General features: G+C 65.4%; 13 protein-coding genes and 1 tRNA gene. 8 read left to right on the top strand and 6 right to left on the bottom strand.

Going from position 1 to position 14,105, the window contains the following annotated elements:
• Positions 1-3: 3 nt before the first annotated feature.
• Entirely contained in the window at positions 4-372 is a 369-nt protein-coding gene (locus tag GGR45_RS02710; protein ID WP_175313995.1) for a dihydroneopterin aldolase, read from the bottom strand.
• A 109-nt stretch (positions 373-481) separates the two neighbouring features.
• On the opposite strand from GGR45_RS02710, the gene GGR45_RS02705 reads away from it, so the two are divergent.
• From GGR45_RS02705 to GGR45_RS02690, 4 genes are read left to right on the top strand one after another with little or no spacing between them, the layout of a single operon-like run.
• Positions 482-991 (top strand): GNAT family N-acetyltransferase, encoded by a 510-nt coding sequence (locus tag GGR45_RS02705; RefSeq protein ID WP_175313993.1) that lies wholly within the window; start codon positions 482-484, stop codon positions 989-991.
• A gap of 50 nt (positions 992-1,041) precedes the next feature.
• Positions 1,042-1,614, top strand: a complete 573-nt coding sequence (locus GGR45_RS02700; RefSeq protein WP_175313991.1) for a DUF1285 domain-containing protein — start codon at positions 1,042-1,044, stop codon at positions 1,612-1,614.
• The gene (locus tag GGR45_RS02695) at positions 1,611-2,204 is read left to right on the top strand and encodes a CoA pyrophosphatase (protein ID WP_175313989.1); all 594 of its coding nucleotides are present in this window, start codon (positions 1,611-1,613) and stop codon (positions 2,202-2,204) included. Before GGR45_RS02700 ends, GGR45_RS02695 begins: the two co-directional genes overlap by 4 nt.
• Positions 2,192-3,352, top strand: a complete 1,161-nt coding sequence (locus GGR45_RS02690; protein ID WP_175313987.1) for a CCA tRNA nucleotidyltransferase — start codon at positions 2,192-2,194, stop codon at positions 3,350-3,352. Before GGR45_RS02695 ends, GGR45_RS02690 begins: the two co-directional genes overlap by 13 nt.
• Here the strand turns inward: GGR45_RS02690 and GGR45_RS02685 are convergent.
• From GGR45_RS02685 to GGR45_RS02675, 3 genes are all read right to left on the bottom strand, one after another.
• Positions 3,343-5,013 carry a putative bifunctional diguanylate cyclase/phosphodiesterase gene (locus GGR45_RS02685; RefSeq protein WP_415640687.1) on the bottom strand — a complete coding sequence of 557 codons (1,671 nt, stop codon included), beginning with the start codon at positions 5,011-5,013 and terminating at the stop codon, positions 3,343-3,345. The genes GGR45_RS02690 and GGR45_RS02685 overlap by 10 nt on opposite strands.
• Before the next feature lie 273 nt (positions 5,014-5,286).
• On the bottom strand, positions 5,287-7,539 hold the full coding sequence (gene parC / locus GGR45_RS02680) for a DNA topoisomerase IV subunit A (protein WP_175313985.1): 2,253 nt from the start codon (positions 7,537-7,539) through the stop codon (positions 5,287-5,289).
• A gap of 135 nt (positions 7,540-7,674) precedes the next feature.
• Positions 7,675-8,064 (bottom strand): hypothetical protein, encoded by a 390-nt coding sequence (locus GGR45_RS02675; protein ID WP_175313983.1) that lies wholly within the window; start codon positions 8,062-8,064, stop codon positions 7,675-7,677.
• A 277-nt stretch (positions 8,065-8,341) separates the two neighbouring features.
• Here GGR45_RS02675 and purC point away from each other — a divergent pair, with 277 nt between their 5' ends.
• The 3 genes from purC to purQ are packed head-to-tail and all read left to right on the top strand — an operon-like array spanning position 8,342 to position 10,019.
• Positions 8,342-9,121, top strand: a complete 780-nt coding sequence (gene purC / locus GGR45_RS02670; RefSeq protein WP_007405170.1) for a phosphoribosylaminoimidazolesuccinocarboxamide synthase — start codon at positions 8,342-8,344, stop codon at positions 9,119-9,121.
• Entirely contained in the window at positions 9,121-9,351 is a 231-nt protein-coding gene (gene purS, locus GGR45_RS02665; RefSeq protein ID WP_175313981.1) for a phosphoribosylformylglycinamidine synthase subunit PurS, read from the top strand. Before purC ends, purS begins: the two co-directional genes overlap by 1 nt.
• Positions 9,351-10,019, top strand: a complete 669-nt coding sequence (gene purQ / locus GGR45_RS02660; RefSeq protein WP_175313980.1) for a phosphoribosylformylglycinamidine synthase subunit PurQ — start codon at positions 9,351-9,353, stop codon at positions 10,017-10,019. The genes purS and purQ overlap by 1 nt, the downstream gene beginning before the upstream one ends.
• 313 nt (positions 10,020-10,332) lie before the next feature.
• On the opposite strand, the gene GGR45_RS02655 is transcribed toward purQ, so the two are convergent.
• Positions 10,333-11,067 (bottom strand): queuosine precursor transporter, encoded by a 735-nt coding sequence (locus tag GGR45_RS02655; protein ID WP_175313978.1) that lies wholly within the window; start codon positions 11,065-11,067, stop codon positions 10,333-10,335.
• Positions 11,068-11,147: 80 nt separating this feature from the next.
• Here GGR45_RS02655 and GGR45_RS02650 point away from each other — a divergent pair.
• Positions 11,148-11,224: transfer RNA gene (locus GGR45_RS02650), tRNA-Arg, on the top strand.
• A 21-nt stretch (positions 11,225-11,245) separates the two neighbouring features.
• Here the strand turns inward: GGR45_RS02650 and GGR45_RS02645 are convergent.
• Entirely contained in the window at positions 11,246-13,987 is a 2,742-nt protein-coding gene (locus GGR45_RS02645) for a TonB-dependent receptor (protein ID WP_175313976.1), read from the bottom strand.
• Positions 13,988-14,105 lie beyond the last annotated feature (118 nt).

The following is a 14,105-nucleotide window of genomic DNA, read 5'->3' as shown; positions in this document are numbered from 1 at the left end:
GCGTCAGCGCCGGTGGCGGACCAGGGTGATGCCGATCGCCTCGCCCTCTTCGGCAATGGCCAGCTTCACGATCTTCACCTGCACTCGGCGCACGCGCGCGTCCTGAAGGAACAGCGTGTCGCAGATATGGTCGGCAACCCCCTCGATCAGCGTGAAATGCACGCCCTCGGGCAACTGGGTCGCGGCATGTTTCAGGTCGAGATAATTTTTGGACTCGGTCAGCGGGCTGTCGGGCGTGTAGCGCGCCGGACAGTCGAGATCGACGGTCAGCGAGATGCGCAGCGGCTGCGGCAGGTGCGTTTCCTCGGAATAGATGCCGGTCAGCACCTGGACTTCGAGGTCGTGGACTTCGAGCTGGAGACGGTCTTCCATCCCTGCGCCTGTAGCAGAGCGCGCGCCGAAGGAAAGCTTGCATCCCCCCACCGTCGCGCTAAGGGCGCGCGTCCCCTCCCCCGCCACCGGACTTCGTCTTTTGACCGTGATGACCGCCCTTGTCCCGCTCGACGCGGTCGCCCCCGATGCGGTCGAGGCGCTGCTGGACCGCGCCTTTCCGCCCGGACGGCAGGCGCGCACCGCCTATAAGGTGCGCGGCAGTGTGCGGCCGATCGCCTCGCTGTGCTTCGCCGCGGTCGAGGAGGATCGGCTGATCGGGTCGATCCAGTGCTGGCCGGTCGCGCTGACCGACGACGGCGGCGACGCGCATCCGATGGTCATGGTCGGCCCGGTCGCGGTCGATCCCGACCGGCAACAGAGCGGCATCGGGCGGGAACTGCTTCACCACATGCTGGACGCCGCTGCCGCGTCAGGGCTGGACCGCGCGATGATGCTGATCGGCGACCCGGAATATTATGGCCGCTTCTTCGGCTTCACCGCCGAGCGTACCGCCGAGTGGCGGCTGCCCGGTCCGGTCGAGCGGCATCGGCTGCTCGCGCGCGGGCCGGAGGTGCCTGCGCTCGCCGGGATGCTCGGCCCCGATCTGGAGCGGGCCTGACGCCGGCAGGTCTTTACCTGTCCGCCCCGCATCCCTAACTCGGGGAAATCATGCCGATGGCACCGCCCCCCGATCTGTCCGCGCTGAGTCTGGCCGAAATCGTCCAGGCGATGGAGGCGCAGAAACTGCCCCCCGTTTCGCAATGGAACCCCAGCCATTGCGGCGACAGCGAGATGCGGATCGCGCGCGACGGCACCTGGTTTCATCAGGACAGCCCGATCAGCCGGCCCGCCATGGTGCGGCTGTTCTCCACTATCCTGCGACGCGAGCCCGATGGCCGTCATGTCCTAGTCACGCCGGTCGAAAAGCTCGACATCGCGGTCGAGGACGCGCCCTTCGTCGCCACCGCGCTGAAGGCCGAGGGCGAGGGGACGAACGGTCGCCTGGTGTTCCAGCTCAACACCGGCGATCTCGTCGCGGCGGGGCCGAACCACGGCCTGCGCTTCGTGGAGGGCGAGGACGGCCCCCGCCCCTATCTGCATGTCCGCGACGGTCTGGAGGCGCTGATCGCGCGGCCGGTCTATTACGAACTGGCCGAACGTGCGCTGGCCGGAGAAGGCGAAGCACCGGGCGTGTGGAGCGACGGCATCTTCTTTCCCCTGACCAGCTCGCCCGCCGCATGACGCTGGCCGAAAGGCTGGCAGCGGCGATGGCCCGGATACCGGCGACCGACTTGCTGACCGGCGACGGAGTCGAGGTGCAAGCGATCACCGCGACGCCGACCGCCGCCGCCGTGCTGGTGCCGGTGACGGACCGCACCGAACCCGGCGTGTTGCTGACCCAGCGGACCGAGACGCTGCGCAACCATGCCGGGCAGATCGCCTTTCCGGGCGGACGCGCCGACCCCGGCGACGTCGATCTGGTCGCGACCGCGCTGCGCGAGGCGGAAGAAGAGATCGGTCTGCCCCCCACCCAGGTCACGGTCGTCGGCCTCGCCGACCGCTATCGCACTGTGACCGGGTTCGAGGTGACGCCGATCGTCGGCGTGATCCCCCCCGATCTGACCCTGACGCCTGCGGAGGCGGAAGTGGCCGACCTGTTCGAAGTGCCGCTGTCCTTTCTCCTCGACCCTGCCCATCACCGCCGGGTCAGCGCCCCATGGCGCGGGCAGACCCGCTATTTCTACGAGATATTATGGAACGACCGGCGCATATGGGGCGCGACCGCAGCGATGATCGTCAACCTGTCGCGGCGGCTGCAATGGGCGGCATGACGCCGGCGACGGCGCCTTGGGCGAACCGGGCCGAGCTCATCGCGCTGGCCGAGCGGCTGGAGGCGCGCTTTGTCGGGGGCGCGGTGCGCGACATGCTGCTGGGCATGCCAGTCGCCGATATCGACCTGGCGACGCCGCTTTCGCCTGAAACCGTGATTAGCCGGGTGCGCGACAGCGGGTTCAAGCCAGTGCCGACCGGCATCGCGCATGGCACGATTACCGCCGTCCTGCCCGACGGCCCGGTCGAGGTCACGACTCTTCGCCGTGACGTGTCGACCGACGGTCGCCATGCCGTCGTCGCCTTTACCGATGACTGGCGCGAGGATGCAGCGCGGCGCGACTTCACGATGAACGCGCTCTACGCCGATCCGACGACCGGCGAATTGTTCGACTATTTCGGCGGGTTGGACGACCTGAAAGCCGGGCGCGTGCGCTTTATCGGCGACCCGTTGCAGCGGATCGCGGAGGATCACTTACGCATCCTGCGCTTCTTCCGTTTCCACGCGCGGTTCGGCCATGCGGTAGATGAGGCGGGGTTGGCCGCTTGTGCCGCGCGCGCCAATGACCTGATGGCGCTGTCACGGGAGCGGATCGCCGCCGAGCTGCTGAAATTGTTGGTCGCGTCGCGCGCCGTCTCGGTGGTCGCGCTGATGGTCGAGCACGGCATCTTCCGCGCGGTCATCCCCGAAATCGACGCGGACGGCGTGGAGCGGCTGACCCGGCTCGCCGAAAGCGAGGCGGCGGCGGGCATGGCCCCCGACGCGATCCGCCGACTCGCTGCATTGATGCCCGCGGAAGCGGCGGAGAATGTCGGGGCGCGGCTGAAACTGTCCAATACGGATCGCAAGCGCCTGATCGCCGCGACCGCCGGGCCGGGCGACGAAGGACCTCGCGCGCTCGCCTATCGCGTGGGCGTGACGAGCGCGATCGACCGGCTGTTGCTGGCGGGCGAATCGATCGAGGCGATTCGCGACTGGACGCCGCCCCTATTGCCGCTGACCGGCGGCGCGCTGGTCGAACGCGGAATCGGCAAGGGGCCGGAGGTGGCACGGCTGCTCCGCATGATCGAAACCCGGTGGATTGCCGAGGATTTCCCGGATGTCGAACGGGTCGGCGACATCGCCGACGAGGTGGTGTCTCAGGCCTGATTGGCGATCATCGCCCAAGCCGCCGCCGGTTCGAGCGGGCGGGCATAATAATAGCCCTGGCCATGGCTGCATCCCAGCGCGGCGAGTGTCTGGCCCAGCTCGACCGTCTCGATTCCCTCGGCGGTGGTCTTCATCCCCAGCGCCTGCGCCAGCCCCAGGATCGCGCGGACGATCGCGATCTTGTCGCGGTCGGCCAGCATCCCCAGGACGAAGCTGCGGTCGATCTTCAAGATGTCGATCGGCAGTTTCTGCAGATAGGCGAGATTGGAATAGCCGGTGCCGAAATCATCCATCGCGATGGTCGTCCCCAGCGTCTTCAGCGCCTTCATGATCGCGCTGACCCGATCGGGATCCCCGACGATCGCGCTCTCGGTCAGCTCGAGGACCAGCCGCTCACCCGCGACGCCCACCTTGGCCAGCGCCGCTTCGATGAGCGCGGGGATATCGTCGCGCTGTAACTGGATCGCCGAAACATTGACCGACATGCGCACATCGCAATGCCCGCCCGCCATTCGGTCCCATGTCGCCAGCTGGGCCAGCGCCTGATTGACGGCCCAGCGGCCCAGCGGCACGATCAGCCCCGACTCTTCGGCGACCGGAATGAAATCGGCCGGCGAATGCTCGCGTCCTTCGGCATCGCGCCACCGCGCCAGCGCCTCGAAGGCGACCGTGCGGCCCGAGCTCAGGTCGCAGATGGGCTGATAGGCCAGATGCAGCTCTTCCTGCTCGATCGCGCGGCGCAGCGCGGTCTCCATCGCGAATTGCGCGCGGGCAATGGTAAAGGCTTGGGGGTGATAGACTTCGGTCCGCCCCGCCGCCTTGGCGTGCTTGACGGCGAACTGGGCGTGGCGGATCAGTTCCTCGGCATCGCCATCAGGCCCCTCGTTGAAGGCGATGCCCACCGATGCCTCCACGTTGACCTCGTAATCGGTCAGGCGGAACGGTGCGCGCAAGGCCCGGTCGATCCGGTCGGCCAGGATGTGTGCCTCGTCCTCGCTGCCGTCGATCATCATGAGGATGCCGAACTCGTTACCGCCGATCCGCCCGATCGAGTCGCGCGACCGCAATGCCCCTTTCAAACGGCGGGCGACCGTGATGAGCAACTCGTCGGCGACCAGCGAGCCCATACAGGCGTTCAGGCGGCTGAATCGGTTCAGGTCGATCACCAGCACCGCATGGCGCTGGCCATTGGCCATCATCGCCTCGATCAGATCGCCGAAACCCTGCCGATTGGGCAGCCCGGTCAGGCTGTCGGTCGTCATCTCGCGACGCAGGCTGCGCTCGGTATGGTGCTGCGCGGTATGATCGACCAGCATCAGCACGCAGCCGTCGCCGTGCCCCTCGGCCGCGCGAGTCAGCGTCGCATGGAAATAGCGGCAGTCGATGACGTCCCCGACGGCCAGCGGGAATTCGATCGACGCCTGGCTCGACGACAGGAAGCTGTCGATTCGCTTGGCGACTTCGGCCAGCAAAACGGCCTGAGTCCGCGAGTCGTTCAGCGCTGCGCGGCGATAGGCGTCATTCGTGGCGACCACGGCGGGCGTGCCCTGGGCAATCAGTATCTCCGCCGCCGGGATGGCCATGATGTTGATGGCGCACGACGTCAGCGACCCGAAATTGCGGTTCGAAAAGGGCTGCGTCGGATGAGCCTTCGTTGCCATCGTTCACCCGACTAACTGACGAACGTTAAGAGCCCCTAAAATTCGTGTTACCAAAGGATTGCAGCCCCCTATTTCGCTCCTCACGTCGAGGCAATGTTCGGTGGCGCGTCCCGCAGCTTTTCTGCAGCACCGCGTGAACGATAAAGGGCGCGTGCGGGGCTGGGGAAGAATTTCCCGGTGGCGACGATGCCAGGCCCCATTACCTATGAACCTCCCGCCACCATGCTGCGCGAAGCCCCCAGAGAGAGGGCAGCACTCAGATCACCTATTGCCCTAATCGAAGCGATTGTCGCGGGGGAAGCCGGTCGGCGGCATCCGTCCCGCCGCGCCGCGCGCGGTCCGCCAGGCCGACAGGTCCGGTTCGGTGCGGACACGCCCGCTCTCGCCACCCATCGTCCAGCTGAGGCCGTCCTTGAAGACAAAGGTGGTCGCATCCGACAGCCCGCCGTCGCGATAGCGTTGCAGCTGGACGCCGGTGCCGCGTGACAGCTCGACGAACTCGGTCAGCGGGAAGACCAGCAGCTTGCGGTTGTCGCCGATCGCCGCGACATAATCGTCCTCGGCGCCCACCGGCCGCACGACCTTCAGCGTCGCGCCCGCGCGCGGGGTCAGCACCGTCTTGCCCTTGCGCGTCTCGGCGATGGTGTCGGCGGCGGGCACGATGAAGCCGCGCCCGTCCGATGCGGCGACCAGCAGCTTGGGGCTGCGGCTCGCGGGCAGGAAACCGACGATCCCGATCGAACCATCCAGGTCGATCATCGCACGCACCGGCTCGCCGAAACCGCGCCCGCCGGGCAGCTTGTCCGCCGCCAGCGTGAAGAATCGCCCGTTCGCCGCCGCCAAGAGCAGCTTGTCGGTGGTCTGCGCATGGAAGGCGAAGGCGGGGCCGTCCCCTTCCTTGAACTTGGCGGTATCGGCCGATGCCAGGTCGACATGGCCCTTCATCGCCCGGATCCAGCCGCGCTGCGACAGGATGACGGTGATCGGCTCGCGCTCGATCATCGCCTCCAAAGGTATGTCGCGGGTCGGCGCAGCTTCCTCGATCAGCGTGCGGCGCGCACCCAGCGCGGTCTCCAGGCCATAACGGTCGCGGATCTTGCCCAGATCCTTCTTCATCCGCGTCCGCTGACGCTGTTCGGAGCCGAGCAACAGGGTCAGCTGTTCGCGCTCCTTGTCGAGCTTATCGCGCTCGCCGCGAATCTCGAACTCCTCCAGGCGGCGCAAGCTACGCAGCCGCATGTTGAGGATCGCCTCGGCCTGCCGATCGGTCAGGCGGAATTCGGCGATCATCACCGCCTTGGGCTCGTCCTCGGTGCGGATGATCTCGATCACCCGGTCGAGGTTCAGATAGGCGACGAGATAACCGTCGAGCAGCTCGATCCGGTCGGCGATCTTGGCCAGCCGATGCTCGGACCGGCGGCGCAGCACGACGAACTGATGCTCGACCCAGGCGGCCAGCGCCTCGCGCAAGCTCATGACGCGCGGGGTGCGGTCCTTGTCGAGCACGTTGAGGTTCAGGCTGACCCGCGTCTCCAGATCGGAGAAGCGGAACAGCCCGTCCATCAGCACCTGCGGATCGACGGTGCGGCTGCGCGGCTCCAGAACGATGCGGACCTGCGCATCCGATTCGTCGCGGACATCCGCCAAAATCGGCAGCTTCTTGTCGTTGATGAGCGTGGCGATCTGTTCGATCAGCTTGCCCTTGGCGACGCCATAGGGGATTTCGCTGATGACGATCTGCCAGCCGCCGCCCTTCTCCCGCTCGATCTCCCAGCGCGCGCGAACGCGGAAACCGCCACGCCCCGTGGTATAGCTTTCGCGCAAGATCGCGGGCGCATCGACGACCAGGCCGCCGGTCGGAAAGTCCGGCCCCTTGACCAGCGCCAGGATCGCATCGTCATCGGCATCGGGCCGATCGACCAGCAGGATCGCGGCCTCCAGCAGTTCAGCGGCATTGTGCGGCGGGATGCTCGTCGCCATGCCGACCGCGATGCCGCTCGCCCCGTTCGCCAGCAGATTGGGGAACAGGCCGGGGAAGAGTTCCGGCTCCTGCTCCTCGCCATTATAGGTCGGGCGATAGGCGACGGCGTCCTCGTCCAGCCCGTCCATCAGGTCGATCGCGACCTGGGTCAGCCGCGCCTCGGTGTAACGATAGGCGGCGGCGTTATCGCCGTCGATATTGCCGAAATTGCCCTGCCCGTCGACCAGCGGATAGCGCAGCGCGAAATCCTGGGCGAGGCGGACCATCGCGTCATAGACCGACTGATCGCCATGCGGGTGGTATTTACCGATCACGTCGCCGACGACGCGCGCGCACTTCTTATAGCCCGAGGCCGGATCGAGCTTGAGCAGGCGCATCGCCCAGAGCAGCCGCCGGTGCACGGGCTTCAACCCGTCGCGCACATCGGGCAGCGAGCGCGCGGTGATCGTGGACAGCGCATAGACGAGATACCGCTCGGACAGCGCGCTGTCGAAGGGGGCATCCAATATGCCGACGGGAGGATTGTCGCGGAGATCGATCGCCATGGAGGCCGAGCTTCTAGCAAGGCCGCACAAAAGGAGCAATCGGGCGGATCAAATCAAGAACGGCGCGCGATCGAATAGGACAAAGCGGGCGCGATGGGGATCGCGCCCGCTTCAATCCCGGCGGAAGAGCCCGGATCAGGCCTGGTTCGCCTGGGCCTGGGCCACATCCTGCTGGAAGTGATCGCCGGCGGCCACCGTGCAGTTCTGGAAGGCGACGGGGGTGAAGGTTTCGACCCCGGCGACATCCTCGTCGGTCTTCACCTTGCCATGCGGTCCGCGAACCGGCTGGAAGGCGACGACCTCGGGACGGAAGGTGGCGAGTATGTCGGCGGTATCGCGGCAGGCGACGGTGCGCTCGGCGTTACCGTTCTTCACCACCGCAATCGCCTCCATGCCATTGGCGAGCGGGACACGCGCCTGTTCCCAGATCTGGGGCTGATGCGCCATGTGCACCGGCCGCGCCACGGCAGCGCCCGCCGTCAACATCAGAGCCCCACCAACAACACCGATCATCAGCTTGTTCATGACTACCTCCTTTGCAAGCATAGTCATAACCCTTGAACTTTCGGATGGGTTTCTTTTACTTTCGACCTTACCGTTCTTTAATCTTTCATCAAAGCATTATTCATCATGGAGCGAAAATTACGCCCGCTTCATTTTGTTTCGCCTTACCCCGCAAGGGGCGACGTACCACGCCCAGCTCCATTGCGCCCGTCCGCCCCATCCATTATAGCCCGCGCCATCCCGCCTCGGGCCTCAGCATGGGGGCGCCGGGGCTGTACTCATTTCAGGGGACCGCCGCATGGCTCGCCGCCGCCAAATCTACGAAGGCAAGGCCAAGATCCTGTACGAAGGCCCTGAGCCTGGCACGCTGATCCAGTATTTCAAGGACGACGCCACCGCGTTCAATGCCCAGAAAAAGGGCACGATCAACGGCAAGGGCGTGCTGAACAACCGTATCTCCGAGCATGTCTTCACCATGCTCGACCATATCGGCGTGCCGACCCACTTCATCCGCCGCCTGAACATGCGCGAGCAGCTGATCCGCCAGGTCGAGATCGTCCCGATCGAGGTCGTGGTGCGCAACGTCGCGGCGGGCTCGCTGTCCAAGCGGCTGGGTATCGAAGAGGGCGTGAAGCTGCCCCGCACGATCATCGAATATTATTACAAGGACGATGCGCTGGGCGACCCGATGGTCACCGACGAGCATATCGCCTGCTTCGGCTGGGCCAGCCAGGAAGAGATGCACGACATCGCCGATCTGGCGATCCGCGTGAACGACTTCCTGTCGGGCATGTTCGCCGCGATCGGCATCCGCCTGGTCGACTTCAAGCTGGAATTCGGTCGCATCTGGGACAACGACTTCGGTCGCATCATCCTGGCCGATGAGATCAGCCCCGATGGCTGCCGCCTATGGGACATGACCACCAACGAGAAGCTGGACAAGGACCGCTTCCGTCGCGACCTGGGCGGCGAGGTGGAAGCCTATCAGGAAGTGGCGCGCCGTCTGGGCCTGCTGCCCGAGGGGGGCGACACCGCCGTCCTCGATCTGGAAGAACACCGCAAGAGCCGGGGCAAGTAATGAAGCTGAAGATTTTCGTCACCCTGAAGCCCGGCGTGCTCGACCCGCAGGGCAAGGCGATCCAGCACGCGCTGGGCAGCCTGGGCTTTGCGGGCGTCGACGACGTCCGCGCGGGCAAGCTGATCGAGATGCAGGTCGCCGACGAGACGACCGACGCGCAGATCGACGAGATGTGCCGCCAGCTGCTCGCCAACACCGTGATCGAAAATTACCGGGTGGAGCGCGCCTGATGAAGACCGCAGTCATCGTCTTTCCGGGCTCGAACTGCGACCGCGACCTCGCCGTCGCGCTGGAGGCGGTGACGGGCGTCAAGCCGGCCATGGTCTGGCACGGCGACAGCGAACTGCCCGAGGGGCTGGGGCTGATCGGCGTGCCGGGCGGCTTTTCCTACGGCGATTACCTCCGCTGCGGCGCGATCGCGGCACGGTCGCCGATCATGCGCGCGGTCGTGGACTCAGCAAACAAGGGCACGCCGGTGTTCGGCGTGTGCAACGGCTTCCAGGTGCTGGCCGAAACCGGGCTGCTGCCCGGCGCGCTGATGCGCAACCGCTCGCTCAACTTCGTGTGCCGCGACGTCGATCTGGAGGTCGCCAACACCGATAGCGCCTTCACCCGCCTGTACGAACAGGGCGAGAAGATCCGCATTCCGGTTGCGCATCATGACGGCAATTACTTCGCCGATGCCGAGACGCTCGACCGCCTGGAAGGCGAAGGCCGCGTGGCGTTCCGCTATGCCGAGGACGTCAACGGGTCGGCGCGGAGCATCGCCGGCGTGCTGAACGAGAAGCGCAACGTGCTGGGCATGATGCCCCACCCCGAACGCCGCATCGAAACCGCCCATGGCGGCGATCATGGCCGCCGGTTGTTCGAAGGTCTGCTGGAGATGGTGGGGGCCTGACTCCCACCCGGCGTTCAGCCTGCGCGAAGTCGAAGGCCATGGAATGACTTAGGGGGAGGCGAGGCAACTCGCCTCCCTTTTTCATATTAGTTCACGCGAAGCCGCGATGACGCGAAGAAGGCTGGTTCGCGCGGAGGCGCGGAGGACGCAGAGGTGTCTCGCGTTTGGAGGCGGCCTCCCGCCTACTATGGCTTGTAGAGAAGCATGTAGCTGACGCTGCGTACGACCTCTCTGCGCCCTCCGCGCCTCCGCGCGACCAAATCCTCTTTAAACTCTTCGCTTCATCGCGGCTTCGCGCAAACCAAAACCCCGCTCAAACCCGCGCCCGGAACGGTGAAAAGTCGGTCCCCTCATCGAAAACGTCCACCCCCTCGGCACGCTTCAGAAAGCCGACGACCAGATACGTCACCGGCGTCAGCAACACCTCCCAGCCCACCTTCAGCGCCCATTGGGTGAACAGCACCACGACCACCAGATGCGGCGTCCAGCCCACTGCCCCCCAGAAGGCGAGTGGGTAGAAAATCAGGCTGTCCACCCCCTGCCCCACCAGCGTCGAGCCGATGGTCCGCGACCACAGATGCCGCCCGCTGGTCCAAACCTTCATCCGCGCCATGACATAGGCGTTGGCGAACTCACCTGCCCAAAAGGCGCAGACGCTGGCCAGCACGATGCGCGGCACCTGTCCGAAAATTACCTCATAGGCGGCCTGGTTGGTCCAGCTCGGCGCGGGGGGAAGCGCGACGACGACAAAGCTCATGAATGCCATGAACAGCACCGCCGCCGTCCCCGCCCAGATCACGCGGCGCGCACGGGCATAGCCATAGACCTCGGTCAACACGTCGCCGATGACATAGCTGAGCGGGAAAAACAGGATGCCCGCTCCGAACGGCCACTGCCCGACGACCGGCAGGGTGATGACCGCGACCTTGCCCGCGCCGATGACGTTGGACAGCAGAAGGATGGTGACGAAGGCCGCCATGACGAAGTCGAACCAGCGGAAAGCTCCGCTTCCCATCTCCCGGTTCGCCACCACCCGTTCCACGCTCATGCCGATCCTTTCACCAAGCGGACCGACATTTATCGCCATTCCCAACCCACGCAAACCACGCTAGGGACACCGCCATCCGCGCGTCCGTAGCTCAGTTGGATAGAGCAAGGAGCTTCTACCTCCTCGGTCGGGGGTTCGAATCCCTCCGGGCGCGCCAATCACCCAGCGCAAATCTCCGTCACCAGCGCGTCCGCAGCGTCAGGCCATAGGTGCGCGGCTCCGCCAGATAGGATCCGAACAGCGCGTTCGCGGTGGCATAATTGGGCGCACCGAAACGCTGCACCTGCGACAGGCTGCCCGAACCCTGGAACGGCATGTTGAAGGCGACCTGCTGATAGTTGGTGTTGAGGATGTTCTGGCCCCAGAATTCCAGCGCCCAGCGCTGGTCCTTGCCGTGCAGGCCGATGCGCGCATTCATCAGGAAAAAGCCGTCCTGCTTCTTCTCGACGAACAGGTCCGAGCCGGTGTTATAGTCGCTGGTCAGGCGGCCATCGACATAGAAGAGCGCGGTCATGCCCGTGCCCGCGATCTGCGGCGTCCAGCTGGCCGAGGAGGTCACGACATGGCGCGGTGCGTTCGACATCATGCTGCCGGGCAGCAGGAACAGCGCGTTGCTGAGTGGCTCGCCCGCATCGCTGCCGACCAGGTTCCGCGCGTAGTTGGTGTGGGCATAGGTATAACCCAGATTGACGGTGACGTCGGGCACGGGGAACAGGCCCGCCTCCAGTTCGACACCTTGCGTCACCACGCCCGCCTTCACCTTGCCGGTGCATCGGCCGCTATTGGGTGAGTCGTCACGATCGGCACCGCCCAGATCGCTGCTGCACGCGCTGATATTCTGGACGATATAGCCGGTGCCGTTGAAGGTGTTCAGCTGGAAGTTCTTGAACTCCGAGCGGAAGGCGGCGGCGTTCAGCGTGAAGCTGCGCGAGGTGAACTTCACGCCCAGCTCATAGGCGTTCACCGTTTCGGGATCGAAGCGCAAATTGGTCACCGATGCCGCCGTCGGCGTCCCATACACATTCGGGGTCAGGTCCGACCGTTCGAGATTATAGCCACCCGCCTTGTAGCCGCGCGCATAGGAGCCATAGACCAACGTGCTGGGCACCGGCTTCCACGACACGACGGCGGTGCCGGTGAACTGCCCCTCGCTGATCGAGTCGGAGAGCGGTAGCCCGTTAAGCGCGGACGAGGAATTGCCGTTGCAGCTCAGCGTGATGATGCCCCCGGCCAGGTTCGCCAGCGTCGGGTTGCCGCTCTGCAAGAACGGGCGAAGCGCGGCTTGCTGCACCGGGCAGGCGGTGTTGTTGTTCTCGAAGCTCCCGCGCAATTTCTTGCGCTCGTTGGTGTAGCGCAGACCGCCCGTCAGGCTCAGCGTATCGGTCAGGCGATAGATATTGTGCGTGAAAAAGGCATAGTTGGTGCTGGTCTGATCATAAAGATCGCGCAGCGCGCCGACATTGTTGATCGTGCTCAGCCGGTCGATCGTCCCGATCAGCGTCGGTCCCAGCGCACCGGTCAGGACCGCGCGCCCCGCCCCGCTGAGGCAGCCCGGATTGGCCGGGTTCTGCAACGCCGCCGTCGGATTGATCGACGCGACGACGCGGCACGCGGCAAAGGCGCCATATTGCGAGCCGAAGATCAGATTGTCCGACACCTGAAGGTCTTCATGTGCGAAATAGCCGCCGACCAGCCAGTCGAGCCGGTTGTTCAGGATCGAGCCGCTGAGGCGCGTTTCCTGCGTGAAGGTCTTGAACTGGCGATAGGCGCGGCCGTTGTCGGGCCGATCGATGATGTCGACATTGCTGTAATCGACATCGCCCGCACCGCCCGCCTTATATTCGCGGTATGCGGAGATGGAGATCAGCTGGACCTTGCCGATGTCCCAGCCGACGCGGGCCGACACGCCATAATCCTCGGTGACGTTGGAATAGGCGTGCCCCGGCGTCTGCGCGATCTTGCGGTTATAGGGATCGCCCTGGCTGGGCAGGAGGCCGCCCAGGTTGCGCAGGATGTTGACGATGCGGTTCTGTGGATTGATCGCCGCATCGCCCGGTACGCCGGGCGTCGGATCGATCTTTTCCCGCGTATCGATATAGACCGCGCCGCAGCACTTTTCGTCGCGGTGGGTATAGTCGCCGATCAGGCGGACCGAGAAATCGTCGCTCGGTTTCCAGAACAGCTGGCCGCGCACGAATACGCGGTTGCGGTCGTTATAGTCGGTGTTGTTGACGACATCATACAGGAAGCCGTCGCGCTTGGCATAGACGCCGTCGACCCGAAAGGCGAGCGTATCGCCGATCACCGGCCCGGTGACCGCGCCCGCGACGCGCACGGCGTTGTAATTGCCGTAGCTGACCTCACCATAGCCGCCATATTTGAACTGGGGATATTTGGTGTAGATGCTGATCGCGCCCGCCGAGGAATTGCGCCCCGACAGCGTACCCTGCGGCCCGCGCAGCACCTCGATTCGCTCCACCTCACCCAGGTCGTTCAGGCCCGAACCGGTGCGGCTGCGATACACACCATCGATGAAGACGGCGACCGAGCTTTCCAAGCCGGGATTGTCCCCGACCGTGCCGATGCCGCGAATCCGTGCCGTGGCGTTCGCTTCCGAGCCGGTCGAACTGACCAGCAGCGACGGAGCGAGCTGGGTCATCTGGCGGATGTCGGTCGCCCCCGAATTCTGCAGCGCGACGGTGCCATAGGCGCTGACCGCGATCGGCACGCTCGACAGCCGTTGTGAGCGCCGCGTGGCGGTAACGACGATGTCCCCGTTCTTGGGCGATTCGGCGTCGGCCTTTTTATCGTCCGCCTTGTCCTTCGGCGCGGGCGCCACGGAGCGTAGCCCCTGCGCCGATGCCGTACCCGTAACCGCCAGAGCCGCCGTCGATGCCAGCAGCCACCCCCAATGTCGCATTATCACTCCCCCGAACCCTGTATGTCGTGGGGAAGTCGGATAAATGAATAATCATACTAGCCGGTTAAGCCGGCCAACATCGCGGGAAACATCCATCCGCATGGCCGTGGCTCGATTT

It is taken from the genome of Sphingomonas zeae, from assembly GCF_014197135.1.
In the GTDB taxonomy this organism is placed as follows: Bacteria; Pseudomonadota; Alphaproteobacteria; order Sphingomonadales; family Sphingomonadaceae; genus Sphingomonas; species Sphingomonas zeae.
The sequence above is the reverse complement of the archived record's forward strand: the minus strand, read 5'-3'. Positions and strand labels throughout refer to the sequence as shown.